The sequence below is a fragment of the Pseudomonas extremaustralis genome, from assembly GCF_900102035.1.
GTDB classification, from domain to species: domain Bacteria; phylum Pseudomonadota; class Gammaproteobacteria; order Pseudomonadales; family Pseudomonadaceae; genus Aquipseudomonas; species Aquipseudomonas extremaustralis.
This window is the reverse complement of sequence record NZ_LT629689.1, coordinates 4,906,917-4,932,727: the sequence shown is the minus strand read 5'-3', so window position 1 is coordinate 4,932,727 and position 25,811 is coordinate 4,906,917. Positions and strand designations below refer to the sequence as shown.

Sequence of the window (25,811 nt, the reverse complement as noted above, 5' to 3'; positions counted from 1 at the left end):
ATGCGCGCTTTGCGCACCACACACGATCAGGAGTGACCTGTGGAAAAGTTTAAAGGCGCCTTGCTGGTAGGCGCTCTTCGGTTGTTTGCCCTGCTGCCCTGGCGCGCGGTGCAAGCCGTGGGTTCGGCGATTGGCTGGATCATGTGGAAAACCCCCAACCGCTCCCGCGATACAGTGCGGATCAACCTCTCAAAATGCTTCCCGGACATGGACCCGGTCGAGCGCGAGCGCCTGGTGGGCCGCAGCCTGATGGACATCGGCAAGTCCCTGACCGAAAGCGCCTGCGCCTGGATCTGGCCGGCCCAGCGCTCCATCGACCTGGTGCGCGAAGTCGAAGGCCTGGAAGTGCTCCATGAAGCCCTGGCCTCCGGCAAAGGCGTGGTGGGGATCACCAGCCACCTGGGCAACTGGGAGGTGTTGAACCACTTCTATTGCAGCCAGTGCAAACCGATCATTTTCTATCGCCCGCCCAAGCTCAAGGCGGTGGATGACCTGCTACGCAAGCAACGTGTGCAACTGGGTAACCGCGTGGCGGCGTCCACCAAGGAAGGCATCCTCAGTGTGATCAAGGAAGTGCGCAAGGGCGGCCAGGTAGGTATTCCGGCCGACCCGGAGCCGGCGGAATCCGCGGGGATCTTCGTACCGTTCTTCGCCACCCAGGCGCTGACCAGCAAGTTCGTGCCCAACATGCTCGCAGGCCACAAGGCGGTGGGCGTGTTCCTGCATGCCCTGCGGCTGCCGGACGGCTCAGGCTACAAAGTGATCCTGGAAGCGGCGCCGGAAGACATGTACAGCACCGACACCGCCACGTCCTGCGCGGCGATGAGCAAGGTGGTGGAGCGTTATGTCGGTGCCTACCCGAGCCAGTACATGTGGAGCATGAAGCGCTTCAAGAAACGCCCGCCGGGTGAGGCGCGCTGGTACTGACCCATCGCTGACCCAAGGCCAATACAAAACCAAATGTGGGAGGGGGCTTGCTCCCGATAGCGGTGGCTCAGTCATATATGCATCGACTGACACTCTGCTATCGGGAGCAAGCCCCCTCCCACATTTTTTGCTCTACTCAAGCCTGGCGATCGAGTTTTTTCAGGAACACAGTCATTTCTTTCTCCGCCTGCTTGTCGCCATGGGCCTGGGCCGCTTCGATGCCTTTCTCCCAAGCCTGCCGCGCAGCGAGGCGATCGCCCAATCCGGCGTGCGCCTTGCCCAGCAGCTTCCACGCCGCCGAATACTTCGGATCAAACTCGACGCACTTGCGCAGATGCTCGGCCGCCTTGGCGTTGTCCTTCAGATCCAGATAACCCTTGCCCAAGCCAAAGCGCAGCAGCGAATTATCCACACCCTTGGCCAGCATCTTTTCAAGTGACTCAAGCATACGAAAAATCCTTATAGGCGCCGGCTTGCCGGCGATGACGCCATCAGAAAAAGCTCAGCCCCACGTGGAACAGTTTCTCCACATCGCGGATATGTTTTTTATCCACCAGAAACAGGATCACATGGTCACCCGTGGCGATCACCGTATCGTCGTGGGCAATGATCACCTCTTCATCGCGAATGATCGCGCCAATGGTGGTGCCCGGCGGCAAACCGATGTCGCGGATGGCCTTGCCGATGACCTTGCTCGACTTTGAATCGCCATGGGCAATCGCCTCGATGGCTTCCGCCGCGCCACGGCGCAGGGAGTGCACGCTGACGATATCGCCACGGCGCACGTGGGCCAGCAAGGTGCCGATGGTGGCCAGTTGCGGGCTGATGGCGATGTCGATATCGCCGCCCTGGATCAGGTCGACATACGCCGGGTTGTTGATGATGGTCATCACCTTCTTCGCCCCCAGCCGCTTGGCCAGCAGCGACGACATGATGTTGGCTTCGTCATCGTTAGTCAGGGCCAGGAAGATATCGGCGTCGGCGATGTTTTCCTCCATCAGCAGGTCGCGGTCCGAGGCGCTGCCCTGCAGGACTACGGTGCTGTCGAGGGTGTCGGACAAATGCCGGCAGCGTGCCGGACTCATCTCGATGATCTTCACCTGGTAGCGGCTTTCGATCGCCTCGGCCAAACGTTCGCCGATCTGCCCACCACCGGCGATGACGATGCGTTTGTAGGTCTCGTCGAGACGGCGCATTTCGCTCATTACGGCACGAATATTCGCCTTGGCGGCGATGAAGAAGACTTCGTCGTCGGCTTCGATCACCGTGTCGCCCTGGGGCAGGATCGGCCGGTCACGGCGGAAAATCGCCGCGACGCGGGTTTCCACGTTCGGCATGTGTTCGCGCAGCTGGCGCAATTGCTGGCCCACCAGCGGCCCGCCGTAATAGGCCTTCACGGCGACCAGTTGCGCCTTGCCGCCAGCGAAGTCGATCACCTGCAAGGCGCCGGGAATTTCGATCAGGCGCTTGATGTAGTGGGTTACCACCTGTTCCGGGCTGATCAGCACGTCCACCGGGATCGCGTCGTTGTCGAACAGCCCGGCACGGGTCAGGTACGCGGCTTCGCGCACGCGGGCGATCTTGGTCGGGGTGTGGAACAGGGTGTGGGCGACCTGGCAGGCGACCATGTTGGTCTCGTCGCTGTTGGTGACGGCCACCAGCATGTCGGCATCGTCGGCACCCGCCTGACGCAGCACCGTAGGAAACGACGCACGGCCCTGTACGGTACGAATGTCCAGGCGGTCGCCCAGGTTGCGCAGGCGTTCGGCATCGGTGTCGACCACGGTGATGTCGTTGGCTTCACTGGCCAAGTGTTCGGCGAGCGTGCCCCCGACCTGCCCTGCCCCAAGGATGATGATTTTCATCCGGTCACTCCCTTTGAACCGTTCAGCCGCGTGCGGCGGCGATCTTGATCAGTTTGGCGTAGTAGAAGCCATCGTGGCCGCCTTCTTGCGCCAGCAATTGGCGACCGTGGGGCTGCTTGATGCCGGCTGTCGTGGCGAGGTCCAACTCCCGTGCGCCGCTGGTGCGGGCGAGGAAGGCTTGGATAACCTCGGTATTTTCGGTCGGCAAGGTGGAGCAGGTGGCGTAGAGCAGGATGCCGCCGACTTCCAGGGTCGGCCACAACGCGTCGAGCAACTCGCCTTGCAGCACAGCCAGGGCGGCGATGTCGTCGGGTTGGCGGGTCAGCTTGATGTCCGGGTGACGGCGGATCACGCCGGTGGCCGAGCATGGGGCGTCGAGCAGGATGCGCTGGAAGGGTTTGCCGTCCCACCAGGTCGCGGTATCGCGGCCGTCGGCGGCGATCAGTTCGGCGCTGAGGCCCAGGCGCGCGAGGTTTTCCCGCACGCGCACCAGGCGCTTGGCTTCCAGGTCGACGGCCACCACACCGGCGAGGTCTTTCTGCACCTCGAGGATGTGACAAGTCTTGCCGCCGGGGGCGCAGCAGGCATCCAGCACCCGTTGGCCCGGTGCCAGGTCGAGCAGGTCCGCGGCCAGTTGCGCGGCTTCGTCCTGCACGCTGATCCAACCTTCGGCAAAGCCCGGCAGGCTGCGCACGTCGGCGGCGGCCTCGAGCACGATGCCATCGGTGCTGTACACGCACGGCTTGGCGGCGATGCCTGCATCGGTCAGCAATTGCAGATAGGCATCACGGCAGTGATGGCGACGGTTGACCCGCAGGATCATCGGCGGATGCGCGTTGTTGGCCGCGCAAATCCCTTCCCATTGTTCCGGCCAGAAGGCCTTCAGGGACTTTTGCAGCCAGCGCGGATGAGCGGTGCGTACCACCGGGTCGTGTTCCAGCTCCGCCAGCAGCGCTTCGCTTTCGCGCTGGGCGCGGCGCAGGACGGCGTTGAGCAGGGCCTTGGCCCAGGGCTTTTTCAGTTTCTCGGCACAGCCCACGGTTTCACCGATGGCGGCGTGGGCCGGTACGCGGGTGTAGAGCAGTTGATAAAGGCCCACCAGCAGCAGCGCTTCCACATCGGCGTCGGCCGCCTTGAACGGCTTTTGCAGCAGCTTGGCCGCCAGCGCCGACAGACGTGGCTGCCAGCGCGCGGTGCCAAAGGCGAGGTCCTGGGTGAAGCCGCGATCGCGGTCTTCGACCTTGTCCAACTGGGTCGGCAGTGAACTGTTCAGCGAAGCCTTGCCGTTGAGCACGGCGGCCAGGGCCTTGGCGGCGGCCAAACGCGGGTTCATTGGGCAGCCATCCCGAGTATCGTGCCCAGGGCAAATTTCTCACGGCGGCTGTTGAACAAATCGCTGAAATTCAGCGCCTTGCCGCCGGGCAATTGCAGACGCGTCAGACACAGCGCCTGTTCGCCGCAGGCCACCAGCAGGCCGTCCTTGCTGGCGCCGATGATTTCACCGGGGGCGCCTTTGCCTTCGGCCAGGGTCGCGGCCAAGACTTTCAAGGCTTCGCCATTGAGGGTGCTGTGGCAGATCGGCCATGGGTTGAACGCACGTACCAGGCGTTCCAGCTCCACGGCCGGGCGGCTCCAGTCGAGGCGCGCCTCGTCCTTGTTCAGCTTGTGGGCATAGGTGGCCAGGCTGTCGTCCTGGGTTTCGCCTTCCAGGGTGCCGGCGGCGAGACCGGCGATCGCCTGGATCACGACCGGTGGGCCCATCTCGGCCAGGCGGTCGTGCAGGCTGCCGCCGGTGTCTTCGGTAGTGATCGGGGTGCTGACTTTGAGCAGCATCGGGCCGGTATCCAGGCCGGCTTCCATGCGCATCACGGTCACGCCGCTTTCGCTGTCGCCGGCTTCCACGGCGCGCTGGATCGGCGCCGCACCACGCCAGCGTGGCAGCAGTGAGGCATGGCTGTTGATGCAACCCAGGCGCGGAATGTCCAGTACCGTTTGGGGCAGGATCAAGCCGTAGGCCACCACCACCAGCAAGTCCGGTTTCAGCGCGGCCAACTCGGCCTGGGCGTCGGCGTTGCGCAGGGTCGGCGGTTGCAGCACGGGAATGTTGTGCTCCAGTGCCAATTGCTTGACCGGGCTCGGCATCAGTTTTTGCCCGCGACCGGCCGGGCGATCCGGTTGGGTATACACCGCGACGATGTCATAAGGGCTGGCGAGCAGCGCCTTGAGGTGTTCGGCGGCGAATTCGGGGGTGCCGGCAAAAACAATGCGCAATGGCTCGGTCATGGGCGTTCTCGGTTAAAAGCAGTCACAAAAGAAAAAGGCTTGCCGCAGCAAGCCTTTGGAAGAGGGGCATCAAGCTTGCTGGCGGTGCTTTTTTTCCAGCTTTTTCTTGATCCGATCGCGTTTGAGCGTGGACAGGTAATCGACAAACAGCTTGCCGTTGAGGTGATCGCATTCGTGCTGGATACACACCGCCAGCAGGCCTTCGGCGATCAGCTCGTAGGGCTTGCCGTCGCGGTCCAGGGCGTTGATCTTCACGCGCAGCGGGCGCTCGACGTTCTCGTAGAACTCCGGCACCGACAGGCAACCTTCCTGGTATTCGCCCATCTCTTCGGTCAGCGGTTCAAACTCGGGGTTGATGAACACCCGTGGTTCGCTGCGATCTTCCGACAGGTCCATGACCACGACGCGCTGATGCACGTTGACCTGGGTGGCGGCGAGGCCGATGCCCGGGGCTTCATACATTGTTTCAAACATGTCATCGACCAACTGACGAACCTTGTCGTCCACTACGGCCACCGGTTTGGCGATCGTGCGCAGGCGCGAGTCGGGGAATTCGAGGATGTTCAAAATAGCCATAAGCGTAATTGCTGCACATGTGAGGTAAAGGCAAATCGGCGTTGGGATGGACCCAAACGGCCGGTGTGAAAGCTTCAAAAGCCGCGAAGGCTATGCATTTCACGCGAACGCACATAATAAAGGAGATTCACCCCATGAGGAAATCGCTACTCGTCTTGCTGCTGTGGGCCCCCTTTGCCATGGCCCTGCTCCCTGCGCCCGGCCAGCGCCTGGATCAATCGACGCAACAGGCCATCCAACGCTTTTTGTTACACAACCGCATCCTGGATACGGCGCTGGACCTGGACAGCGCGCCTTACATCGTTGCGGCAGAGTCAGGCCGGGTATTGGGCGCCCATGGCGAGCGTGTCCACGCTCGAGGCGTTCTGGACGCGAGCCAGCCAGACTACGGGATCTTTCGCCGTGGCAAGGTCTACACCGACCCCGATACCCAGGAAGTGTTGGGCATCAATGCCGACGACATCGGTACCGCACGCTTTGTGATGGCCGGCGACCTCACGACCCTGGTCGTGCAACGGGTGACCCAGGAAGTACGCCCCGGCGACCGCTTGCTGCGCAGCCCAGCGCCGGTTGAACCGATGAACCTGCAAACACCTGACTCCGCGCCCTTTATCCAGGGACACATCATCGACATCCCCAAGGGCGTTACGCAGATCGGCGTGCTGGACGCGGTGACGCTGAACAAAGGTCGGCGCGATGGGCTGGTCGAGGGCCAGCGGCTTACCGTGATCAAAGCCGGCGCCAGCGTTCGGGACACGCTCGCTGGCGGCCTGGTCAAACTTCCCGATGAGCCCGCCGGCACCCTGCTGGTGTTCCGCACCTATGAAAAACTCAGCTATGCCCTGCTCCTCAGTGCCTCACGGCCGCTGGCGGTGATGGACCGTTTCGAGACGGCCGATCAAGCGCAATAAATAGGCTGCTAAATAAGTTACCAACAGAGTTATCCACAGCTTGTTCAGGTCAAGGATGATCAGATGTCTCCGACAAAAAACTTCGAAATTTCTCCGTCAGAACTGGAGGCCAGACTACGTTTGCACCGGCTGCCGGAGGTGGGGCCGAAGCGTTTTCGCTTGCTGATTGAAGCCTTCGGCTCCGCCTCAAAATCCCTCAGCGCGCCTGCCAGTGCGTGGCGTTCACTGGGTTTGCCGGCCATCAGCGCAGAGGCGCGGCGCAGCCCCGAAGTCCGTGATGGCGCCAGCGTCGCACTGGCATGGCTGGAGCAGCCGGCCCAGCATTTGCGGATGTGGGACGAGCCGGATTACCCCGCACTGCTCGCCCAGATCGACGATGCACCGCCGCTGTTGTTCGTCGCCGGTGACCCCGCGCTGCTGGAAAAACCGCAACTGGCGATGGTCGGCAGCCGCCGCGCGTCACGCCCGGGCATGGACACCGCCGCCGCCTTTTCCCGCAGTCTGGCGAGTGCCGGTTTTGTCATCACCAGCGGCCTGGCATTGGGCATTGACGGCGCGGCCCATCAAGCCGCATTGGAGGTGGGCGGACAGACAATCGGCGTGCTTGGCACCGGCCTGCAGAATTTTTATCCACAACGCCATAAAAAGCTCGCCGCCGCGATGATTGCCCAGGGCAGTGCGGTCGTTTCCGAGTTCCCGCTGGATGCCGCGCCCCAGGCCGGCAATTTTCCTCGGCGCAATCGGATCATCAGCGGCCTGTCCCTGGGCGTGTTGGTGGTGGAAGCCAGCATCGCCAGCGGGTCGTTGATCACTGCGAAACTGGCGGCCGAACAAGGGCGCGAGGTCTATGCGATTCCAGGCTCCATCCACCACCCCGGCGCCAAGGGCTGCCACCAATTGATCCGTGACGGCGCGATGCTGGTGGAGACCATCGAGCACATCCTCGAGGGGTTGCGCGGCTGGCAGGCGTTGTCACGTCCGGCGCCGATGCCGGTGATTCATCCGCTGGTGGCGCTGCTGCATGCGGCGCCGCACAGCAGTGAAGCCTTGGCGATAGCCAGCGGGCGGCCCTTGTCCCAAGTGTTGGCGAGCCTGACGGAGCTGGAGCTTGAAGGCCAGGTCATCTGCGAAAACGGGCGCTGGCTTGCGCGCTGCTAGGTTTTGTAACGAACATCGGTAAACTGCGCAGAGCTTTAGTCCGGAGAGTGAGCAATGGTCAACAGGTGGCGTGTGCTGGAAGCCGCACGGGAAATTCGCGCTGGTGCGGTGATTGCCTATCCAACCGAAGCGGTGTGGGGTTTGGGCTGCGATCCGTGGAACGAAGCTGCGGTGGACCGTTTGCTTGCCATCAAGAACCGTTCGGTGGACAAGGGCCTGATCCTGGTGGCGGACAACATCCGCCAGTTCGATTTTCTCTTCGAAGATTTCCCTCAAGACTGGATCGACCGCATGGCCAGCACCTGGCCAGGGCCGAATACCTGGCTGGTGCCCCATCAGGATCTGCTGCCGGAATGGGTGACTGGCGTGCACGACACTGTCGCGTTGCGAGTCACCGATCATCCGCTGGTGCGGGATTTATGCTCGTTGGTCGGGCCGCTGATCTCCACCTCGGCCAACCCGCAAGGCCGCCCGGCGGCGCGTACGCGGATTCGCGTGGAGCAATATTTCCGTGGCCAGGTGGACCTGGTCTTGGGAGGCGCCCTGGGCGGGCGCAAGAACCCCAGCCTGATTCGCGATCTGGCGACGGGCAAGGTGGTGCGGCCTTCCTGATGGAAGGCCGTAGGGCTTAAGGCAAGAGGATGGTCGACCCGGTGGTGCGCCGCGCCGACAACTCCGTCTGTGCCTTGGCCGCGTCCGCCAGCGAGTAGCGCTGGTTGATATTAATGTGCACTTTGCCGCTCTTGATCATCGAGAACAGATCATCGGCCATCGCCTGCAGATTCTTGGGGTCGCTGGTGTAGGTCGCCAGAGTGGGGCGCGTCACGTACAGCGAGCCCTTGGCCGCCAGGATCCCCAGGTTCACGCCGTCCACTGCGCCCGACGCGTTACCGAAACTCACCACCAACCCCCGTGGCGCCGCGCTGTCCAGTGATGTCAGCCACGTGTCCTTGCCGACACCGTCGTACACCACTGGGACTTTCTTGCCGTCGGTCAATTCCAGCACGCGTTGTGCGACGTTTTCCTTGCTGTAATCGATGGTTTCCCAGGCGCCGAGGGATTTGGCCTGGGCGGCTTTTTCCGGCGAGCTTACGGTACCGATCAATTTAACCCCCAATGCCTTGGCCCATTGGCACGCCAGGGAGCCCACGCCACCGGCAGCGGCGTGGAACAGAATGGTTTCGCCGCCCTTCAACTCGTAAGTCTGGCGCAGCAGGTACTGCACGGTCAGGCCCTTGAGCATGGCGCCGGCGGCCTGTTCGAAGCTGATTTCATCCGGCAGGTGCACCAGGTTCGCGGCGGGCAGCACATGCAGCTCGCTGTAGGAGCCGAGCGGGCCAGTGCCGTAGGCCACGCGATCGCCGACCTTGAATTGAGTGACTTCGCTGCCCACCGCGTCGACCACGCCGGCACCTTCGGTGCCCAGGCTCGATGGCAGGGCTGGCGGCGCATATAAACCACTGCGGAAATAGGTCTCGATGAAGTTCAGGCCAATGGCTTGGTTACGCACTCGAACCTGCTGTGGGCCAGGTTCTGCCGGCGTGTAGTCCACATACTCAAGCACCTCGGGGCCACCATGGGCACTGAACTGGATACGTTTGGCCATTTGCACTTCTCCTGGGTTCGAATTTGCGTAGCGCCCTATCGGACTCCTAAGCTTGATCTTCGTCAACTGTGGCGCACCTGAGTGCGGTGGTATCCTGTGCGCCCATTTGCCGCCGACGCCCAATGGCCTCGCGTAGCTTTGCCCGATTCAAGGTGATGCCATGACTACCCGCACCGAGGCTGTAAAGGCCTACCTGCTTGACCTGCAAGACCGCATTTGCAGCGCCCTGGAAACCTTCGAGGCGGACACACGCTTTATCGAAGACGCCTGGACCCGGCCAGCCGGCGGCGGCGGTCGCACCCGTGTGATCGAAAACGGTTCGGTGATCGAAAAAGGCGGCGTCAACTTTTCCCACGTGTTCGGCAGCGGCCTGCCACCGTCCGCCAGCGCGCATCGGCCCGAGCTGGCCGGTCGCGGCTTCGAAGCCCTGGGCGTGTCGCTGGTGATTCACCCACACAACCCCCATGTACCGACTTCCCACGCGAACGTAAGGTTTTTCATCGCTGAAAAAGAAGGCGAAGAGCCGGTGTGGTGGTTCGGTGGCGGTTTCGACCTCACGCCCTACTACGGCAACGAGGAAGACTGCATTCACTGGCACCGCGTCGCCGAGCAGGCCTGTGCGCCCTTCGGCCCGGACGTTTACGCGCGCTACAAGGCCTGGTGCGATACCTATTTCCACATCAAGCATCGCAACGAACCACGTGGCATCGGCGGCCTGTTTTTCGATGACTTGAACGAGTGGGACTTCGACACCTGCTTCGCGTTTATCCGTGCCATCGGCGATGCCTACATCGACGCCTACCTGCCGATCGTGCAGCGCCGCAAGGCCACTGCCTACACGGAGCAGCAGCGCGAATTCCAGGAATTCCGCCGGGGCCGCTACGTTGAATTCAACCTGGTCTACGACCGCGGCACTCTGTTTGGCCTGCAGTCGGGCGGGCGTACCGAGTCGATCCTGATGTCGCTGCCACCCCAGGTACGCTGGAGCTACGACTGGAAAGCCGAGGCCGGCAGCGAAGAAGCGCGCCTCACCGATTACTTCCTGCAAGACCGCGACTGGCTGGGCGTGGCTACGCCCAAGGCGGCTGTCTGATGGACCGCTATGTCGTATTCGGCAACCCGGTCGGTCACAGCAAGTCGCCGCTGATTCACCAGATGTTCGCCGAGCAGACCGGCGAGCAACTGGACTACAGCGCTCAGCTCGCGCCACTGGAGGATTTCATCGGGTTTGCCCGTGAGTTCTTTCAGCAAGGCCGTGGCGCCAATGTCACGGTGCCGTTCAAGGAAGACGCCTACCGCCTGGCCGACACCCTCACCGCCCGCGCCGAGCGCGCCGGGGCGGTGAACACCTTGAGCAAGCTGGCCGATGGCAGCCTGTTGGGCGATAACACCGACGGCGCCGGGCTGGTGCGTGACCTCACGGTAAACGCCGGGCTGGACTTGAAAGGTAAACGCATCCTGTTGCTCGGCGCCGGTGGCGCGGTGCGGGGGGCGTTGGAGCCACTGCTGGCCGAGCGGCCAGCGTCGCTGATCATCGCCAACCGCACGGTGGAAAAGGCCGAAATGCTCGCCGAGTTGTTCGACGATCTGGGCCCGGTGTCCGCCAGTGGTTTCGACTGGCTGTGTGAGCCGGTGGACGTGATCATCAATGCCACCTCCGCCAGCCTGTCAGACGATGTACCGCCGATTGCCGGCAGCCTGATCGAACCGGGCAAGACGTTTTGCTACGACATGATGTACGCCAAGGAACCGACCGCCTTCTGCCGCTGGGCTACCGAGCACGGCGCTGCGGTGGCGATGGATGGTCTGGGCATGTTGGTGGAGCAGGCGGCCGAAGCGTTCTTCCTGTGGCGCGGTGTGCGCCCGGATTCGGCGCCGGTGTTGGCGGAACTGCGTCGACAGCTGGCGCAATAGTCAGTCTTCGAAATGGATCGGGCAGTGTTCTGCCCCTTCCAGCTTCTTCAATTCCTCAACCACCTGGGGCCTGGCCCGGCGCAAGGTCAGGCTACGTCCCAAGCCCTTCAAGCGACGGGCTTCCTGGTGCAGCATTTCCACCCCGGAATAGTCGATAAAGTTGATCTGCTGGGCCTCGATCACCACCCGCTTGCCCTGCAGACTGTGCAGGCGTACTTGCAGGTAATAGCTGGCGCCGAAAAAAATCGAGCCACCGACGCACAACACGTCCTCTTCCCCCTCCCGCCATTGCTGAACCCGTGGTTGCGACGTGCGCTTGAGGTAGAAAAACAACGACACCAGCACGCCCGCATAAATTGCTGTCTGCAATTCCAGCAGCAAAGTGGCGACGCAGGTCAGGCCCATCACCACGAACTCGGCGCGGCTGACCCGGAACAAGGCGCGAATGCCGCGATGATCCACCAGACCCCAGCAAATCAGGAGGATGCTCGCGGCCATGCTCGGGATCGGAATATGCGCGATCAATGCCGCGCCAAACAGGGCGAACAGCGCCACCCACAACGCTGAAAACACCCCGGCCAATGGCGAACAGGCCCCGGCTTCGTAGCTGAGACCGGAGCGGGTAAAGGAACCGGACGACAGGTATCCGGAGAAAAATCCGCCGACGATATTGGATAAACCCTGGGCCCGAACTTCCTGGTTGGCGTCGAGCAATTGCTGCGAGCGCATCGACAGCGAGCGGGCGATCGACAGGCTGGTCACCAGCCCGAGCATGCCCACCGCCACGGCGCTCGGCAGCAGGCGCAGGATCATGTCCAGGTCCATCGGCAACGGGCTGAACGGCGGCAGTTTGCCGATAAACGCACTGACCCGCGCCACATGGCCGAACATTGCCGGCCACAGCCAGACGACCAGGCTGCCCAGGGCCAGGGTGATCAGCAGCGCCGGCCAACGGGGCGCCAGGTATTTGAGCAACACGCCCACCAGCAAGGTGCCCAAGCCCAGGGCCAGGGAGGCGTGGTCCCACTCACCGCCATGCTCGATCAACGCCAGCAGGCTATTGATCGCCGTGGCCTGGCTTGGCAAATCCAGCCCCAGCAGGTTGGGCAACTGCCCCAGGGCAATCACCACGGCAGCGCCGAGGGTGAAGCCCAGCACCACCGAGTGGGAGACAAAATTCACCAGGGCGCCGAAGCGCAACAAGCCCAGCAGCCACTGGAACACTCCGGCGAGGAAGGTGAGCAACAGGATCAAGGTGATGTAGTCCTGGGAGCCCGGCACCGCCAGAGGACTGACGCTGGCGTAGAGCACGATGGAAATCGCCGCCGTGGGCCCGCAGATCAGGTGCCAGGACGAACCCCAGAGGCAGGCGATCAATACCGGAATAATCGCAGCGTACAAGCCGTACTCCGGTGGGAGACCGGCGATGAGGGCGTAGGCAATCGACTGCGGCAAGGCCAGCACCGCGCCACTGAGACCGACCATCGCGTCCCGACCGAGGCTGGCGCGGGTCTGGCGCGGTAGCCAGGCAAGGAAGGGGAAGAGCGTGTGGCGATTGGGCCTTTGCATCGCAAACTCGGGTAGAAAGGTTTGGCTAAGGGTATCAGTACGCACCGGCTTTTGTGGGAGGGGGCTTGCTCCCGATCGCGGTGAGCCCCCTCCCACATTGGTACAGTGCCCGGCGTTAGAGCTGGGCTTTTACGGCCGCCAGTGCATCCTGGCCATCCACGGTTTTCACGCCGTCGAGCCATTTATCCAATACCGCCGGGTTCGCCTTGATCCACGCCTTCGCCGCCGCCGCGTTGCTGACCTTTTTATTGACCACCTCGGCCATGATGCTGTTCTCCATCGCCTGGGTGAAACTCAGGTTGGTCAGCAGTTTTCCGACGTTGGGGCAGGCTTGTGCATACCCCTTGCGCGTCAAGGTGTACACGCTGCCGGTGTCGCCGAAGTACTTTTCGCCGCCCTTGAGGTAATGCATGTTCAGTTGCACGTTCATCGGGTGTGGGGTCCAGCCGAGGAAGGTGACGAAACGTTGCCTCTTCACCGCCCGCGACACTTCGGCGAGCATCGCCTGTTCGCTGGACTCGATCAGCTTCCATTGGCCGAGGTCGAAGTCGTTCTTCTTGATGATCTCCTGCAACGAGAGATTGGCCGGCGCGCCGGAGCCGATGCCGTAGATTTTCTTGTCGAACTTGTCGGCGAATGTATTCAGGTCCTTGAAGTCACGCACGCCGGCGTCCCACACGTAATCCGGCACGGCGAGGGTGAATTCGGTGCCGTCGAGGTTCTTCGCCAGTTGCACCACCTCGCCATTGGCCACGAACTTGTCGTAGAAGCCCTGCTGCGCCGGCATCCAGTTACCCAGGAACACGTCCACCTGACCGTCCTTGAGCCCGCCAAACGTGATCGGCACCGCCAGGGTGTCGACCTTGACCTTGTAGCCCATGCCGTTCAACAGAAAAGCGGTGATGGCATTGGTGGCGGCAATGTCGCTCCAGCCCGGATCGGCCATCTTCACCGTCCCGCAACTGGCGTCCGCGTACACATGGGCGCTGCTCAACGCCAGCAGCCCCAGCACTACAGTCAATTTTTGCATGGCCTTCCCTCTGATTTATTGGTCTTGGCAGGGTTGTGGATAACGTGCCTTGCGCTCCAGATCGTCGAGGTCGATATGGTTGCGCATGTATTGCTGACTGGCGTCCACCAGTGGCTGGTGATCCCAGCTCTTCAGCTTGCCCTGGGTCAGCGCCTCGAACACCAGGCGACGACGGCGTTGGCTGGCGAGCACCTGCTGGTGGATCGCCGGGATGTCCCATTTGGCCCGCGCTTGCGCCAGGAAGGCGTCGAACAGTGCCCGATGCGGCGGCGACTGGCTGAGTTCTTCCTGTTCCCGTGGGTCGTTGTGCACATCGAACAGCAGGCAGGGGTCGTCTTCGCTGTAGATGAATTTGTAGGCGCCTCGGCGAATCATCATCAGCGGGCTGAGGGTGCCTTCGGCCATGTACTCGCCGAACACTTCGTCGTGGCCGCCCTGCCCTTGCAAGTGCGGGACCAGCGAGCGGCCGTCCAGCGGCAGGCGTGGGTCGAGCTCGCCGCCGGCCAGTTCCACCAGGGTCGGCAGCAGGTCGGCGGTGGAGACAGCCTGGGTCACGCGGCCCGGCGCGAATTGCCCCGGCGCACAGACCAGCAGCGGCACGCGGGCGGCCATTTCGAACCAGTGCATTTTGTACCAGAGGCCACGCTCGCCGAGCATGTCGCCGTGGTCGCCGGAGAAGATGATGACGGTGTCGTCGGCCAGGCCGGTATCTTGCAGGGTTTGCAGGAGTTTGCCGACGTTGCTGTCGATATAGCTGCAAGCGCCGAAGTAGGCGCGGCGCGCGTCGCGGATTTTGTCCACCGGCAGCGGCTTGTCCCACAGGTCATAGACCTTGAGCAGACGCTGGGAATGCGGGTCGAGATCCTCTTGCTTCGGCGTCGTAGGCAAGGGGATGTCGCTGTCGTCGTACAGATCCCAGAATGGCTTGGGAATGGTGTACGGGTCGTGGGGATGGGTCATCGACACGGTGAGGCAGAACGGTTGGTCGCCGTCTTGGCGAATGTGGTCGAACAGGTACTGCTGGGCCTTGAACACCACCTCTTCGTCGAAATCCAACTGGTTGGTGCGCACGCACGGCCCGGCTTGCAGCACCGAGGACATGTTGTGGTACCAGGTGGGACGCACATCCGGTTCGTCCCAGTTCACTGCCCAGCCATAGTCGGCGGGGTAGATGTCACTGGTCAGGCGTTCTTCGTAGCCGTGCAGTTGGTCCGGCCCGCAGAAATGCATCTTGCCCGACAGCGCGGTGCGATAGCCGAGGCGCCGCAGGTAGTGGGCATAGGTCGGTACATCGGCGGGGAAATCTGCTGCGTTATCGTAGGCCCCGATCTTGCTCGGCAACTGGCCGCTGACCAGGGTGAAGCGCGACGGCGCGCACAGCGGGCTGTTGCAGTAGGCAGCGTCGAACACCACGCCCTGTGCGGCCAGGCGGCTCAGATTCGGCAACTTGATCGGGGACGGTCCATAGATCGGCAACATCGGCGCGGCCATTTGATCGGCCATGATGAAAAGAATGTTCTTGCGCTTCATGGGGCTTCGGCATTCCATAGGCAGTGTTTATGCGAATGAGCATGCGGCCCATGGAAAATGGGGTAAAGCCCATAAGCGGCAATGTCTAGGATAAGCACAGCTTATGTATGAAGCCCTTGGCGATGTATCCCTCGATTTGCTCCGCGCCTTTGAAGCCGCGGCGCGCCACCGCAGCTTTACCGCGGCTGCGATGGAACTGGGCACCACCCAGCCGGCCATCAGCCAACAGATCAAGCGCCTCGAAGAGCAATTGGCGATCCGTCTGTTCGACCGCATCTACCGTGGTATCGAGCTGACCGACGCCGGCGCCGTGCTGTTCGAACATGCGCAAAGCGGTTTGCAGGCCATCAACCGGGGCTTGAGCGCGATCACCCAGCAGGACCAGCACGAAGTGCTGCAAGTGGCCACCGACTTCGCCTTCGCCGCCTATTGGCTGATGCCGCGCCTGCATCGCTTCCACGCCGCCAACCCCCAGGTGGACGTGAGCCTGGTGACCAGCGAGCGTAATCACGCGACCCTGCGCAGCGATATCGACGTCGCGGTGTTGTTTGGCGACGGCCGTTTCAAGCAGGGCGAGAGCCTGTGGCTGTTCAACGAGGAAGTGTTCCCGGTGTGCAGCCCGCAGTGGCTCAAGGACCGGGCAACGCCCCTGACCCTGGCCAATTTGCACGACGTTCCCCTGCTGCATCTGCGCCAGGAAAACAACAACCATTGGTTCGACTGGAGTGGCGTGTTTCGCGAGCTGGGCATCAGCGCCGCGCCCACCCCCGGCCAGTTGCGTTTCGATAACTACACCTTGCTGATCCAGGCCGCGATTGCCGGCCAGGGCGTGGCCATCGGCTGGCGACATCTGGTGGATAACCTGCTGGAACAGAACTGGCTGTGCCGGCCGATCAGCAACACGGTGGTCTCGCGCTTCGGCTACTACGTGGTGCAGCCCCAGCGCAAACGCCGTGGGCAGTTGGTCGAACGGTTCGTCGACTGGCTGGTGGCGGAACAGGCCAGCAGCGCGCAGTCCTTGACCGGGTTGGCCCTGCCTTCCATCGCGGTCTAGGATTTGCCGTGGCTGGCTTGTGTGTTTTTTAACCCGCCGTTATCCCCCTCCCCTGTGAGAGCGAGCTTGCTCGCGAAAAACGCCCTGACGACGCGTTCCTTCAGAATGCCTGCGTGTTTGTTGAGGATCTTCGCGAGCAAGCTCGCTCCTACAGGAGTGCGCTTTTTGTCCCTATATATGGGACTGATATTTATATATTGAGACTTTCGCGAGCTTGGGTTTATATTCGCCGCATCCGCTCAGAACACTTCAGGTGAAGCGATGCAAGCGCAATTGATCGCGCTCGATTGGGGGACCAGTTCCCTTCGTGCTTACAAACTCGGCCCCGCAGGCCGGGTGTTGGAACAACGCTCGCTGGCCACGGGCATCATGCATTTGCCCGACGAATCCCGGGATATCGCCGGCGTTCGTTGCAGCGACGGCTTCGAGTTGGCGTTCGACGCGGCCTGTGGCGATTGGCTCGATGCCCAGCCGGGCCTGCCGGTGATCGCCTGTGGCATGGTCGGCAGCGCCCAGGGCTGGAGCGAAGCGGCCTATCGCAATACCCCGGCCGACGTCGCCAGTCTGGGCCAGGCGTTGCACACGGTGCGCAGCCTGCGTGGTGTCGATGTGCATATCGTGCCCGGTGTGATCGAGCAGGTCGGCTTACCCAATGTGATGCGTGGCGAGGAAACCCAGGTGCTGGGCGTGCTGCAAAACCTGTCGGCCAGCGGCGAATTCTTGATCGGCCTGCCCGGCAGCCATTCCAAGTGGGTCGAAGTGGTCGACGGCTGCATCACCCATTTCGACACCTTCATGACCGGCGAGCTGTTTGCCGTGCTGAGCCAGCACAGCATCCTCGGGCGCACCCAACGCAGCGCCGGGCAGTTCCAGGCCGATGCTTTCGACCGGGGCGTGCATGTGGCGCTGTCCGCGGATGGCCAGCGCGGCGTGCTGTCGACGCTGTTCAGCGCGCGCACCCTGGGGCTCACCGGCGAACTCGCTCCCGACCAGCAGCCCGACTACCTCTCTGGCCTGCTGATCGGTCATGAACTGGCCGGCTTGCCCGGCGCCGCCAAACACAAGCCGATCATCCTGGTCGGTGCCGCGCCGCTCTGTGCCCGTTACCAACGCGCCCTCGGTCTTTGCGGCTTCGCCCACGTCAGCCTGGCGCAAGAGGCCACCGAACGCGGCCTCTGGCAGTTGGCCCAGGCCGCCGGGCTCACTCAATCTGCAACGGAGGCCTGACATGCTCAAGCAAGCACTCGCACAAAACGGTTTGATCGCGATCCTGCGTGGCATACGACCGGACGAAGCCCAGGCGATCGGCCAGGTGCTGTACCAGGCCGGCTTTCGCGTGATCGAAGTTCCGCTCAATTCGCCGGACCCCTACACCAGCATCCGCACCCTGCGCGACAGCCTGCCCGCCGATTGCCTGATCGGTGCCGGCACGGTGCTGACGCCTGAGCAGGTCGAGCAGGTCAAAGCCGCCGGTGGCCAGGTGGTCGTCATGCCCCACAGCGATGCCAAGGTCTTGCGCGCCGCGAAAGCTGTCGGCCTATACCTGTCGCCGGGCGTGGCCACGCCGACCGAAGCCTTCGCCGCATTGGCCGAAGGCGCTGACGTGTTGAAACTATTCCCGGCCGAGCAAATGGGCCCGGCGGTGATCAAAGCGTGGCTGGCGGTATTGCCGGCGGGCACGTTGTTGCTGCCGGTGGGCGGCATTACCCCGGACAACATGCAGGTGTTTATCGACGCCGGCGCCAAAGGGTTCGGGCTGGGTTCCGGGTTGTTCAAACCGGGTATGACCGTGGATCAGGTGGCGAGCCGCGCCCAGGCGTATGTCGCCGCCTGGAAAGCCCTGAGCTGATTTCAAGTCTCGCGCCGCTGGCGCCGCATCTATAAGAGAGATAACAGATGAAAATCACCAAACTCACGACCTTCATCGTTCCGCCGCGCTGGTGCTTTCTCAAGATCGAGACCGACCAGGGCGTCACCGGCTGGGGCGAGCCCGTGGTCGAAGGCCGCGCCCACACCGTGGCGGCGGCCGTCGAAGAACTGTCCGACTACCTGATCGGCAAAGACCCACGCAATATCGAAGACATCTGGACCGTGCTCTACCGCGGCGGCTTCTATCGTGGCGGTGCGGTGCACATGAGTGCCCTGGCCGGCATCGATCAGGCGCTGTGGGACATCAAGGGCAAGGCTCTGGGGGTGTCGGTCAGCGACCTGCTGGGCGGTCAGGTGCGGGACAAGATCCGCGTGTACTCGTGGATCGGCGGCGACCGCCCCGCCGACACCGCCCGCGCCGCCAAGGAGGCCGTGGCCCGTGGCTTCACTGCGGTGAAAATGAACGGCACCGAAGAATTGCAGTTCGTCGACAGTTTCGAAAAAGTCGACCTGGCCCTGGCCAACGTCGCCGCCGTGCGCGATGCGGTCGGCCCCAACGTCGGCATCGGCGTCGACTTCCATGGCCGCGTGCACAAACCCATGGCCAAGGTGCTGATGAAAGAGCTGGACCCGTACAAACTGATGTTCATCGAAGAACCGGTGCTCAGCGAAAACTACGAAGCCCTCAAGGAACTCGCACCGCTGACCAGCACCCCGATTGCCTTGGGCGAGCGCCTGTTCTCGCGCTGGGACTTCAAGCGCGTGCTCAGCGAAGGCTATGTCGACATCATCCAGCCGGACGCTTCCCACGCCGGCGGCATCACCGAAACCCGCAAGATCGCCAACATGGCCGAAGCCTATGACGTGGCCCTGGCACTGCACTGCCCGCTGGGCCCGATCGCCCTGGCCGCCTGCCTGCAGCTGGACGCGGTCTGCTACAACGCGTTTATCCAGGAACAAAGCCTGGGCATCCACTACAACGAGAGCAACGACCTGCTCGACTACGTGCGCGATCCGGGCGTGTTCGACTATGACCAGGGCTTCGTAAAGATCCCCAACGGGCCGGGCCTGGGCATCGAGATCAACGAGGAATACGTGATCGAACGCGCGGCCATCGGCCACCGCTGGCGCAACCCGATCTGGCGCCATGCCGACGGCAGTTTTGCCGAGTGGTGATGTGCGCCTGAGAAAATGTGGCAAAAAATGTGGGAGGGGGCTTGCTCCCGATAGCGGCGATGAAGCCGCCGAAGATGTTGACTGACACTCACCTATCGGGGGCAAGCCCCCTCCCACATTTGATCTGGTTTATTCAGTAAGTCCGTCCTCAATAAACATAAGAAGAGGCAACCTCCATGCACCCTGAATCCTTCACCGGGCAGGCTTCTTTAGTCACGCCTTCCAGAAAGCGCTTTTTCATCATGGCGCTGCTGTTCATCACCGTGGTGATCAACTACCTCGACCGCAGCAACCTGTCGATCGCCGCCCCGGCGCTGACCAGCGAGCTGGGTATCGACCCGGTACACGTCGGGCTGATTTTTTCCGCGTTCGGCTGGACCTACGCTGCCATGCAAATTCCCGGTGGCTGGTTGGTCGACCGGGTGCCGCCGCGCATCCTCTACACCGCTGCCCTGCTGTTGTGGTCGATTGCCACGGTGATGTTGGGGTTCGCCGCCAGTTTTATCGCGCTGTTTGTGTTGCGCATGGCCGTTGGCGCCCTGGAAGCCCCGGCTTACCCGATCAACAGCCGCGTGGTCACTACCTGGTTTCCCGAACGCGAGCGTGCCACGGCCATTGGCGTGTACACCTCCGGGCAGTTCGTCGGATTGGCGTTTCTCACGCCGGTATTGGCATGGCTGCAACACGCCTTTGGCTGGCACATGGTGTTTGTCGTCACCGGTGGCGTCGGCATTGTGTGGGCGCTGATCTGGTACGCGGTGTACCGCGAACCCAAGGACTTCAAGGGCGCCAACCTGGCGGAAATCGAGCTGATCCGCGAAGGCGGCGGCCTGGTGGACATGCAGGCGCAAGTCACCAAAGCACCCTTCAGTTGGGTCGACCTGGGGATCGTGCTGAGCAAGCGCAAACTGTGGGGCATCTACCTGGGGCAGTTCTGCCTGAATTCCACGCTGTGGTTTTTCCTGACGTGGTTCCCGACCTACCTGGTGAAATATCGTGGGATGGACTTCATCAAATCCGGCTTGCTGGCGTCCCTGCCGTTTCTGGCGGCGTTTGTCGGCGTGCTGTGTTCGGGGATTTTTTCCGACTGGCTGATTCGTCGAGGCGCGACGGTGGGCTTTGCGCGCAAGTTGCCAATCATTGGCGGACTACTGATTTCCACTGCGATCATTGGTGCCAACTATGTGGATTCGACGGCGTGGGTCATCGCGTTCCTGGCGTTGGCGTTCTTCGGCAATGGCTTGGCGTCGATCACCTGGTCGCTGGTGTCGACCCTGGCCCCAGCGCGCCTGTTGGGGCTGACCGGTGGGGTGTTCAACTTCATCGGCAACCTGGCGGCGATTGCCACGCCGATCGTGATCGGCTTTCTGGCCAGCGGTGATTCGTTTGCGCCTGCGATCACCTATATCGCAGTGCTGGCGTTGCTCGGGGCGCTTTCCTACATCTTGTTGGTGGGCAAGGTCGAGCGCATCGAGCTTTAACGTAGGAGGTCGAGCGCATCGAGCTTTAACGTAGGAGCGAGCTTGCTCGCGAAAAACGTCCTGACAACGCGCTTATCCAGCATGCCCGCGTTATCGTTGACGACCTTCGCGAGCACGCTCGCTCCTACAGTGGGTTGTGGAACGGCTTAATTGAGCACGCCTTCCAGAATCTCGTAGACGATGCCCGTGCCCACTGCGATCAACACCACGTCCGGGCCCGAACGGCGCCATTCGTAACCCTGGTAAACCGGCAGGCGCGCCAGGGCGCGGTTGTCGAGGCGTTCGCCATAGTAGCCGTGGGGCAGCGGCCGGCCACGGACCAGGCGCACATTTGGCGGCGGCGGCGCGCCACGGGAGAACTGGCCGTGGTTGTCGTGGATGATCTGGCGTACCGGGCCGAAGTCCTGGGGCGGGCCGCCGCGACGGTTGTCCTGCGGGCCGCGATGGTCGTCGCCACGTTGCTCGTGCTGGCCTTGCGGGCCGCCACGGTCGTCACGGTCGTCTCCGCGCTGGTCAGGCGGCGCGGCTTGCACCAGGGCGCTGGCGCCAAGCACCAGCACGCCAAGGCCTGCGATCACGGATTTGGGCATTTTCATCGGGTATTCCTCAGGGCACGCACATAAAAAAGGGATCTCGAACGAGGTTCGAAATCCCTTGGTCTTGCTGTTTAGGCCACGGGGTTGCCGGTTGATTCCTCTGTATCAGGAACTTTACCTACCGCATACGAGGCGCTTACTTACGTGCGTTGCGGACACCTTCCGACAGCGCCGCGCAAAGGCTCAGCACGCCGTCGATGGCTTGCTGGTCATTGCTGGCATTGGCGATGTGATCGATCAGCGCCGAACCCACCACCACACCGTCGGCCAGGCGCGCGATGGCGGCGGCTTGCTCCGGTGTGCGGATACCGAAACCGATGCTGATCGGCAGGTCGGTATGCCGACGCAGACGGGTCACGGCTTCTTCGACATGTTCCAGGGTCGCGGCACCGGCGCCGGTCACACCGGCCACCGACACGTAGTACACAAAACCGGAGCTGCCATTGAGTACAGTCGGCAGACGCACATCATCGGTGGTCGGCGTGGTCAGGCGGATAAAGTCGAGGCCTGCGGCCTGGGCCGGGTCGCACAGTTCGCCGTTGTGCTCGGGCGGCAGGTCGACCACGATCAGGCCGTCGACCCCGGCTTCCTTGGCGTCGGCAATAAACGCCGGCACGCCGTATTTGTGGATCGGGTTGAAGTAACCCATCAGCACCAGCGGCGTGTCGCTGTTGTCCTTGCGGAACTCGCGCACCATCTGCAGGGTTTTGGCCAGGTTCTGCTTGGCCTCCAGCGCGCGGATGTTGGCCAGTTGGATGGCCGGGCCATCGGCCATCGGGTCGGTGAACGGCATGCCGAGTTCGATCACATCGGCGCCAGCGGCAGGCAGGCCTTTGAGGATTGCCAGCGAGGTGTCATAGCCCGGGTCGCCGGCGGTGACGAAGGTCACCAGTGCGGCGCGGTTCTGTTCTTTGAGTTGCGCAAAGCGGGTTTGCAGGCGGCTCATCAGTGTTTCTCCTGCTGGGACTGTTCCATGTGGTGCATCACGGTCTGCATGTCTTTGTCGCCACGGCCGGACAGGTTGACCACCATCAGGTGATCTTTCGGCAGTGTCGGTGCGCGTTTGAATACTTCGGCCAGGGCATGGGCGCTTTCCAGTGCAGGAATAATCCCTTCCAGGCGGCAGCATTTGTGGAAGGCGTCCAAGGCTTCGTGGTCGGTCACCGAGGTGTACTGGACGCGGCCGATGTCATGCAACCAGGCGTGTTCAGGGCCGATGCCGGGGTAGTCGAGGCCGGCGGAAATCGAGTGGGCGTCGATGATCTGGCCATCGTCGTCTTGCAGCAGGAAGGTACGGTTGCCGTGCAGCACGCCCGGTACGCCGCCGTTGAGGCTGGCGGCATGCTTGCCGGTTTCGATACCGTGGCCGGCCGCTTCGACGCCGATGATCTCGACGCTGGTGTCATCCAGGAATGGGTGGAACAGGCCCATGGCATTCGAGCCACCGCCGATGCACGCCACCAGGCTGTCCGGCAGGCGGCCTTCCTGGGCTTGCAGTTGGGTGCGGGTTTCCTTGCCGATCACGGACTGGAAGTCGCGCACCATCGCAGGATAAGGGTGTGGGCCGGCCACGGTGCCGATCAGGTAGAAGGTGTCGTCGACGTTGGTGACCCAGTCGCGCAGGGCTTCGTTCATCGCGTCCTTGAGGGTGCCGGTGCCGGCGACCACGGGGATGACTTCAGCGCCCAGCAGCTTCATGCGGAACACGTTGGCCTGTTGGCGCTCGATGTCGGTGGTGCCCATGTAGATCACGCATTGCAGGCCAAAGCGCGCGGCCACGGTGGCGGTGGCCACGCCGTGCATGCCGGCGCCGGTCTCGGCGATGATGCGTTTTTTGCCCATGCGCCGTGCCAGCAGGATCTGGCCGATGCAGTTGTTGATCTTGTGCGCGCCGGTGTGGTTCAGCTCTTCGCGCTTGAGGTAGATCTTGGCGCCGCCGCAGAACTCGGTCAGGCGCTCGGCGAAGTACAGCGGGCTTGGGCGACCGACGTAGTCGCGCTGGAAGTAGGCCAATTCTTCGTTGAATGCCGGATCGATCTTGGCGGCTTCGTATTCACGGGCCAGCTCGAGGATCAACGGCATCAGGGTTTCGGCGACGTAGCGGCCGCCGAACGCGCCAAACAGGCCGTTGGCATCAGGGCCGTTGCGCAGATCGGTCTGGGACTGAGTCATGGGACGCTCCAGGAAAGAAGGTGTGTAGGAAACAATGAAGGCCACTCTACCCCTGACGCTGTACGCTGAAAACCGATAAGATCGCCGCAACCTGTCAGGAAAACTCACAGATGAGCCGAGACCTCCCACCCCTCAACGCCCTGCGAGCCTTTGAAGCCACGGCGCGTCTCAACAGCGTCAGCCAGGCGGCTGAGCAGTTGCACGTGACCCACGGCGCAGTCAGTCGGCAGTTGAAAGTGCTCGAAGAGCACCTGGGCGTCAGTTTGTTCGTCAAGGATGGGCGTGGCCTTAAACTCACAGATGCCGGTATTCGGCTGCGGGACGCCAGTGCCGAGGCGTTTGAGCGTTTAAGGGATGTGTGCGCCGAACTCACCCAAAGCAGCGCCGATGCGCCGTTCGTCCTGGGGTGCTCAGGCAGTTTGCTGGCGCGCTGGTTGATCCCGCGCCTGGGCCGCTTGAATGCGGACCTGCCGGACTTGCGTCTGCACCTCTCGGCGGGCGACGGCGACCTCGACCCCCGGCGTCCGGGGCTGGATGCCTTGCTGGTCTTCGCCGAGCCGCCCTGGCCGGCGGATATGCAAGTCTACGAGCTGTGCAGCGAGCGTATCGGCCCGGTGATGAGCCCGCGTTTTGCCGGTTACGAGCGTTTGCGCCAGGCGCCGGCCTCGGCCCTGTGCGGTGAAGCGTTGCTGCACACCACCTCGCGCCCGCAGGCGTGGCCGATTTGGGCGCAGCAGCATGGGATCGAGCCAGGTGCGTTGAAACACGGGCAGGGGTTCGAGCATTTGTATTATTTGCTGGAGGCAGCGGTGGCCGGCCTGGGCGTGGCGATCGCGCCGCAACCACTGGTGGCCGAAGATTTGCGCGCCGGTCGCCTGGTGGCGCCGTGGGGGTTCAGTGAAACCCCGGCGCACCTGGCGTTGTGGCTGCCCAAGCGCGCCGCGGATGGGCGCGCCCGGCAACTGGCGCAATGGCTCAAGGCTGAGCTATTGCGCCAGCCGGAATAGCCGGCAAATCAGTTACCGCGTTTGCACAGCAGGTAAGCGGCGAGCAAACCCAGTGCGCCAACGGCGACGCCGGCTGTAGTCCAAGGGTGCTCTTGCGCGTAGTCCCGTGTTGCAACACCGGTTTCGCGGATTTTGACTTTGCTTTCTTCGTAGGCATCGCTGATCAGGTGGCGGGAGTGCTTGAGGGCATTCTCGGCATTGCTTTTCAGGGCCTTCAGCGTTTTGAGCGACTCATCGGATGCATCGTCCTTGAGGCTCTCAAGGGACTTGAGCAGGCTCGAGATCTCGGCTTCCATGCTTTCCAGCGACGCTTTACGTAAAGAAGTGTTGGCCATGTGGACTCTCCTGAAGTGATTGAGTGGCGTGTGTAGATACCGACTACGGCCCTCTCAGAAAGTGCAGTAATTCTGAACTTTTGAGTAGGAATAGTCGCCAGATGCAGTATGAGCTTTGACTGCTAGGCTTTATTGACGACCCTCAGGAGAAACCCTATGTCTGATCATCACACCTACAAGAAAGTCGAATTGGTGGGTTCGTCCCCCCACAGCATCGAAGAGGCGATCAACAACGCCCTGGCCGAAGCCAGTAAGAGCATCAAGCATCTGGAGTGGTTCGAGGTGACCGAAACCCGTGGTCACATCAAGGACGGCAAGGCCGCGCACTTCCAGGTCACCCTCAAGGTGGGGTTCCGAATTGCCAGTAGTTGATTGCACCGGTTGAACTTGCTGACTGGCTGATTGCCATAACCTGCGCTACAAACAAAGGGTGCCGATGCGAGCCGCGTCGGCGCGCTCTTTTCGATCAGCGCAAGGAAAGTGACGGATGAAGAAGTTCCTGTTGGCGGTAGGTTTGTTGAGCATGGCGGGTACAGCCCTGGCGGCTGGCAAGCCTTGTGAAGAGCTCAAAAGCGAAATCGCAGCGAAAATCGACGCTAAAGGCGCTTCGGGTTATTCGCTGGAAGTGGTGGATAAAGGCGCCTCGACCGACGCTAAAGTGGTCGGCACCTGCGAAGGCGGCACCAAGGAAATCGTCTACAAACGCGGTTGATCCCATGTTTCAGGCAAAAAAAACCGACGCGGCTGCGTCG

28 protein-coding genes are annotated in these 25,811 nt (G+C 62.5%); 14 read left to right on the top strand and 14 right to left on the bottom strand.

Annotated features, from left to right (window positions below; all coding sequences use genetic code 11):
* The first annotated feature begins 39 nt into the window (after nucleotides 1-39).
* The gene (locus BLR63_RS22645) at nucleotides 40-927 is read left to right on the top strand and encodes a lysophospholipid acyltransferase (protein WP_010565845.1); all 888 of its coding nucleotides are present in this window, start codon (nucleotides 40-42) and stop codon (nucleotides 925-927) included.
* 136 nt (nucleotides 928-1,063) lie between these two features.
* On the opposite strand, the gene BLR63_RS22640 is transcribed toward BLR63_RS22645, so the two are convergent.
* From BLR63_RS22640 to def, 5 genes are all read right to left on the bottom strand, one after another.
* Nucleotides 1,064-1,375: a hypothetical protein gene (locus BLR63_RS22640; RefSeq protein WP_010565844.1), complete on the bottom strand. Its 312-nt coding sequence runs from the start codon at nucleotides 1,373-1,375 to the stop codon at nucleotides 1,064-1,066.
* 43 nt (nucleotides 1,376-1,418) lie between these two features.
* On the bottom strand, nucleotides 1,419-2,792 hold the full coding sequence (gene trkA / locus BLR63_RS22635) for a Trk system potassium transporter TrkA (RefSeq protein WP_010565843.1): 1,374 nt from the start codon (nucleotides 2,790-2,792) through the stop codon (nucleotides 1,419-1,421).
* A 22-nt stretch (nucleotides 2,793-2,814) separates the two neighbouring features.
* The gene (gene rsmB, locus BLR63_RS22630; protein ID WP_010565842.1) at nucleotides 2,815-4,125 is read right to left on the bottom strand and encodes a 16S rRNA (cytosine(967)-C(5))-methyltransferase RsmB; all 1,311 of its coding nucleotides are present in this window, start codon (nucleotides 4,123-4,125) and stop codon (nucleotides 2,815-2,817) included.
* Entirely contained in the window at nucleotides 4,122-5,075 is a 954-nt protein-coding gene (gene fmt, locus BLR63_RS22625; protein WP_010565841.1) for a methionyl-tRNA formyltransferase, read from the bottom strand. The genes rsmB and fmt overlap by 4 nt, the downstream gene beginning before the upstream one ends.
* A gap of 69 nt (nucleotides 5,076-5,144) precedes the next feature.
* Entirely contained in the window at nucleotides 5,145-5,651 is a 507-nt protein-coding gene (gene def / locus BLR63_RS22620) for a peptide deformylase (protein WP_010565840.1), read from the bottom strand.
* Between the two features lie 134 nt (nucleotides 5,652-5,785).
* Here def and BLR63_RS22615 point away from each other — a divergent pair, with 134 nt between their 5' ends.
* From BLR63_RS22615 to BLR63_RS22605, 3 genes are all read left to right on the top strand, one after another.
* Entirely contained in the window at nucleotides 5,786-6,562 is a 777-nt protein-coding gene (locus BLR63_RS22615; RefSeq protein ID WP_010565839.1) for a hypothetical protein, read from the top strand.
* Between the two features lie 63 nt (nucleotides 6,563-6,625).
* Nucleotides 6,626-7,720 (top strand): DNA-processing protein DprA, encoded by a 1,095-nt coding sequence (dprA, locus tag BLR63_RS22610; protein ID WP_010565838.1) that lies wholly within the window; start codon nucleotides 6,626-6,628, stop codon nucleotides 7,718-7,720.
* A gap of 54 nt (nucleotides 7,721-7,774) precedes the next feature.
* Nucleotides 7,775-8,332 carry an L-threonylcarbamoyladenylate synthase gene (locus BLR63_RS22605; RefSeq protein ID WP_010565837.1) on the top strand — a complete coding sequence of 186 codons (558 nt, stop codon included), beginning with the start codon at nucleotides 7,775-7,777 and terminating at the stop codon, nucleotides 8,330-8,332.
* A gap of 16 nt (nucleotides 8,333-8,348) precedes the next feature.
* On the opposite strand, the gene BLR63_RS22600 is transcribed toward BLR63_RS22605, so the two are convergent.
* Entirely contained in the window at nucleotides 8,349-9,326 is a 978-nt protein-coding gene (locus BLR63_RS22600; RefSeq protein ID WP_010565836.1) for a quinone oxidoreductase family protein, read from the bottom strand.
* Nucleotides 9,327-9,486: 160 nt separating this feature from the next.
* On the opposite strand from BLR63_RS22600, the gene hemF reads away from it, so the two are divergent.
* Nucleotides 9,487-10,419 (top strand): oxygen-dependent coproporphyrinogen oxidase, encoded by a 933-nt coding sequence (gene hemF / locus BLR63_RS22595; RefSeq protein WP_010565835.1) that lies wholly within the window; start codon nucleotides 9,487-9,489, stop codon nucleotides 10,417-10,419.
* Entirely contained in the window at nucleotides 10,419-11,240 is an 822-nt protein-coding gene (aroE, locus tag BLR63_RS22590) for a shikimate dehydrogenase (RefSeq protein ID WP_010565834.1), read from the top strand. The genes hemF and aroE overlap by 1 nt, the downstream gene beginning before the upstream one ends.
* Here aroE and BLR63_RS22585 read toward each other — a convergent pair whose 3' ends face one another.
* The 3 genes from BLR63_RS22585 to betC form a co-directional block, all read right to left on the bottom strand.
* Nucleotides 11,241-12,809: a SulP family inorganic anion transporter gene (locus tag BLR63_RS22585; protein ID WP_010565833.1), complete on the bottom strand. Its 1,569-nt coding sequence runs from the start codon at nucleotides 12,807-12,809 to the stop codon at nucleotides 11,241-11,243.
* A gap of 115 nt (nucleotides 12,810-12,924) precedes the next feature.
* A complete protein-coding gene (choX, locus tag BLR63_RS22580) occupies nucleotides 12,925-13,839 on the bottom strand; it encodes a choline ABC transporter substrate-binding protein (RefSeq protein ID WP_010565832.1) in 915 nt (304 codons plus the stop codon).
* Nucleotides 13,840-13,854: 15 nt separating this feature from the next.
* Nucleotides 13,855-15,369: a choline-sulfatase gene (gene betC / locus BLR63_RS22575; RefSeq protein ID WP_010565831.1), complete on the bottom strand. Its 1,515-nt coding sequence runs from the start codon at nucleotides 15,367-15,369 to the stop codon at nucleotides 13,855-13,857.
* A 103-nt stretch (nucleotides 15,370-15,472) separates the two neighbouring features.
* Here betC and BLR63_RS22570 point away from each other — a divergent pair, with 103 nt between their 5' ends.
* Nucleotides 15,473-16,423, top strand: a complete 951-nt coding sequence (locus BLR63_RS22570; protein ID WP_010565830.1) for a choline sulfate utilization transcriptional regulator — start codon at nucleotides 15,473-15,475, stop codon at nucleotides 16,421-16,423.
* Here BLR63_RS22570 and BLR63_RS31560 read toward each other — a convergent pair.
* On the bottom strand, nucleotides 16,420-16,563 hold the full coding sequence (locus BLR63_RS31560; protein ID WP_162830772.1) for a hypothetical protein: 144 nt from the start codon (nucleotides 16,561-16,563) through the stop codon (nucleotides 16,420-16,422). The genes BLR63_RS22570 and BLR63_RS31560 overlap by 4 nt on opposite strands.
* A 121-nt stretch (nucleotides 16,564-16,684) precedes the next feature.
* Here BLR63_RS31560 and BLR63_RS22565 point away from each other — a divergent pair, with 121 nt between their 5' ends.
* The 4 genes from BLR63_RS22565 (at nucleotide 16,685) to BLR63_RS22550 (ending at nucleotide 20,949) form a co-directional block, all read left to right on the top strand.
* Nucleotides 16,685-17,650 carry a 2-dehydro-3-deoxygalactonokinase gene (locus tag BLR63_RS22565; RefSeq protein WP_010565829.1) on the top strand — a complete coding sequence of 322 codons (966 nt, stop codon included), beginning with the start codon at nucleotides 16,685-16,687 and terminating at the stop codon, nucleotides 17,648-17,650.
* Nucleotide 17,651: 1 nt separating this feature from the next.
* Nucleotides 17,652-18,272, top strand: a complete 621-nt coding sequence (locus BLR63_RS22560) for a 2-dehydro-3-deoxy-6-phosphogalactonate aldolase (protein WP_010565828.1) — start codon at nucleotides 17,652-17,654, stop codon at nucleotides 18,270-18,272.
* 47 nt (nucleotides 18,273-18,319) lie between these two features.
* Nucleotides 18,320-19,468, top strand: a complete 1,149-nt coding sequence (gene dgoD / locus BLR63_RS22555) for a galactonate dehydratase (protein ID WP_010565827.1) — start codon at nucleotides 18,320-18,322, stop codon at nucleotides 19,466-19,468.
* 176 nt (nucleotides 19,469-19,644) lie between these two features.
* The gene (locus tag BLR63_RS22550) at nucleotides 19,645-20,949 is read left to right on the top strand and encodes an MFS transporter (protein ID WP_010565826.1); all 1,305 of its coding nucleotides are present in this window, start codon (nucleotides 19,645-19,647) and stop codon (nucleotides 20,947-20,949) included.
* Between the two features lie 146 nt (nucleotides 20,950-21,095).
* Here the strand turns inward: BLR63_RS22550 and BLR63_RS22545 are convergent, their stop codons facing one another.
* The 3 genes from BLR63_RS22545 to trpB form a co-directional block, all read right to left on the bottom strand.
* Nucleotides 21,096-21,545, bottom strand: coding sequence for an anti-virulence regulator CigR family protein (locus BLR63_RS22545; RefSeq protein ID WP_010565825.1), 450 nt, complete (start codon nucleotides 21,543-21,545; stop codon nucleotides 21,096-21,098).
* 136 nt (nucleotides 21,546-21,681) lie between these two features.
* Nucleotides 21,682-22,491, bottom strand: coding sequence for a tryptophan synthase subunit alpha (gene trpA / locus BLR63_RS22540; RefSeq protein ID WP_010565824.1), 810 nt, complete (start codon nucleotides 22,489-22,491; stop codon nucleotides 21,682-21,684).
* Complete coding sequence (gene trpB, locus BLR63_RS22535; protein WP_010565823.1) at nucleotides 22,491-23,717, bottom strand: tryptophan synthase subunit beta; 1,227 nt, start codon at nucleotides 23,715-23,717, stop codon at nucleotides 22,491-22,493. Before trpB ends, trpA begins: the two co-directional genes overlap by 1 nt.
* Nucleotides 23,718-23,827: 110 nt before the next feature.
* On the opposite strand from trpB, the gene BLR63_RS22530 reads away from it, so the two are divergent.
* On the top strand, nucleotides 23,828-24,724 hold the full coding sequence (locus BLR63_RS22530; RefSeq protein ID WP_010565822.1) for a LysR family transcriptional regulator: 897 nt from the start codon (nucleotides 23,828-23,830) through the stop codon (nucleotides 24,722-24,724).
* A gap of 8 nt (nucleotides 24,725-24,732) precedes the next feature.
* On the opposite strand, the gene BLR63_RS22525 is transcribed toward BLR63_RS22530, so the two are convergent.
* On the bottom strand, nucleotides 24,733-25,059 hold the full coding sequence (locus tag BLR63_RS22525; RefSeq protein WP_010565821.1) for a DUF883 family protein: 327 nt from the start codon (nucleotides 25,057-25,059) through the stop codon (nucleotides 24,733-24,735).
* Between the two features lie 156 nt (nucleotides 25,060-25,215).
* Between BLR63_RS22525 and BLR63_RS22520 the strand changes: the two genes are divergently transcribed.
* Nucleotides 25,216-25,431, top strand: coding sequence for a dodecin (locus tag BLR63_RS22520; RefSeq protein WP_010565820.1), 216 nt, complete (start codon nucleotides 25,216-25,218; stop codon nucleotides 25,429-25,431).
* A gap of 115 nt (nucleotides 25,432-25,546) precedes the next feature.
* On the top strand, nucleotides 25,547-25,771 hold the full coding sequence (locus tag BLR63_RS22515) for a DUF1161 domain-containing protein (RefSeq protein ID WP_010565819.1): 225 nt from the start codon (nucleotides 25,547-25,549) through the stop codon (nucleotides 25,769-25,771).
* Nucleotides 25,772-25,811 lie beyond the last annotated feature (40 nt).

What these genes read in the sequence shown, in the direction of transcription:
- BLR63_RS22640 (WP_010565844.1), bottom strand. Translation starts at nt 1,375, where the DNA reads ATGCTTGAGTCACTTGAAAAGATGCTGGCCAAGGGTGTGGATAATTCG.
- trkA (WP_010565843.1), bottom strand. Translation starts at nt 2,792, where the DNA reads ATGAAAATCATCATCCTTGGGGCAGGGCAGGTCGGGGGCACGCTCGCC.
- rsmB (WP_010565842.1), bottom strand. Translation starts at nt 4,125, where the DNA reads ATGAACCCGCGTTTGGCCGCCGCCAAGGCCCTGGCCGCCGTGCTCAAC.
- fmt (WP_010565841.1), bottom strand. Translation starts at nt 5,075, where the DNA reads ATGACCGAGCCATTGCGCATTGTTTTTGCCGGCACCCCCGAATTCGCC.
- def (WP_010565840.1), bottom strand. Translation starts at nt 5,651, where the DNA reads ATGGCTATTTTGAACATCCTCGAATTCCCCGACTCGCGCCTGCGCACG.
- BLR63_RS22615 (WP_010565839.1), top strand. Translation starts at nt 5,786, where the DNA reads ATGAGGAAATCGCTACTCGTCTTGCTGCTGTGGGCCCCCTTTGCCATG.
- dprA (WP_010565838.1), top strand. Translation starts at nt 6,626, where the DNA reads ATGTCTCCGACAAAAAACTTCGAAATTTCTCCGTCAGAACTGGAGGCC.
- BLR63_RS22605 (WP_010565837.1), top strand. Translation starts at nt 7,775, where the DNA reads ATGGTCAACAGGTGGCGTGTGCTGGAAGCCGCACGGGAAATTCGCGCT.
- BLR63_RS22600 (WP_010565836.1), bottom strand. Translation starts at nt 9,326, where the DNA reads ATGGCCAAACGTATCCAGTTCAGTGCCCATGGTGGCCCCGAGGTGCTT.
- hemF (WP_010565835.1), top strand. Translation starts at nt 9,487, where the DNA reads ATGACTACCCGCACCGAGGCTGTAAAGGCCTACCTGCTTGACCTGCAA.
- aroE (WP_010565834.1), top strand. Translation starts at nt 10,419, where the DNA reads ATGGACCGCTATGTCGTATTCGGCAACCCGGTCGGTCACAGCAAGTCG.
- BLR63_RS22585 (WP_010565833.1), bottom strand. Translation starts at nt 12,809, where the DNA reads ATGCAAAGGCCCAATCGCCACACGCTCTTCCCCTTCCTTGCCTGGCTA.
- choX (WP_010565832.1), bottom strand. Translation starts at nt 13,839, where the DNA reads ATGCAAAAATTGACTGTAGTGCTGGGGCTGCTGGCGTTGAGCAGCGCC.
- betC (WP_010565831.1), bottom strand. Translation starts at nt 15,369, where the DNA reads ATGAAGCGCAAGAACATTCTTTTCATCATGGCCGATCAAATGGCCGCG.
- BLR63_RS22570 (WP_010565830.1), top strand. Translation starts at nt 15,473, where the DNA reads ATGTATGAAGCCCTTGGCGATGTATCCCTCGATTTGCTCCGCGCCTTT.
- BLR63_RS22565 (WP_010565829.1), top strand. Translation starts at nt 16,685, where the DNA reads ATGCAAGCGCAATTGATCGCGCTCGATTGGGGGACCAGTTCCCTTCGT.
- BLR63_RS22560 (WP_010565828.1), top strand. Translation starts at nt 17,652, where the DNA reads ATGCTCAAGCAAGCACTCGCACAAAACGGTTTGATCGCGATCCTGCGT.
- dgoD (WP_010565827.1), top strand. Translation starts at nt 18,320, where the DNA reads ATGAAAATCACCAAACTCACGACCTTCATCGTTCCGCCGCGCTGGTGC.
- BLR63_RS22550 (WP_010565826.1), top strand. Translation starts at nt 19,645, where the DNA reads ATGCACCCTGAATCCTTCACCGGGCAGGCTTCTTTAGTCACGCCTTCC.
- BLR63_RS22545 (WP_010565825.1), bottom strand. Translation starts at nt 21,545, where the DNA reads ATGAAAATGCCCAAATCCGTGATCGCAGGCCTTGGCGTGCTGGTGCTT.
- trpA (WP_010565824.1), bottom strand. Translation starts at nt 22,491, where the DNA reads ATGAGCCGCCTGCAAACCCGCTTTGCGCAACTCAAAGAACAGAACCGC.
- trpB (WP_010565823.1), bottom strand. Translation starts at nt 23,717, where the DNA reads ATGACTCAGTCCCAGACCGATCTGCGCAACGGCCCTGATGCCAACGGC.
- BLR63_RS22530 (WP_010565822.1), top strand. Translation starts at nt 23,828, where the DNA reads ATGAGCCGAGACCTCCCACCCCTCAACGCCCTGCGAGCCTTTGAAGCC.
- BLR63_RS22525 (WP_010565821.1), bottom strand. Translation starts at nt 25,059, where the DNA reads ATGGCCAACACTTCTTTACGTAAAGCGTCGCTGGAAAGCATGGAAGCC.
- BLR63_RS22520 (WP_010565820.1), top strand. Translation starts at nt 25,216, where the DNA reads ATGTCTGATCATCACACCTACAAGAAAGTCGAATTGGTGGGTTCGTCC.
- BLR63_RS22515 (WP_010565819.1), top strand. Translation starts at nt 25,547, where the DNA reads ATGAAGAAGTTCCTGTTGGCGGTAGGTTTGTTGAGCATGGCGGGTACA.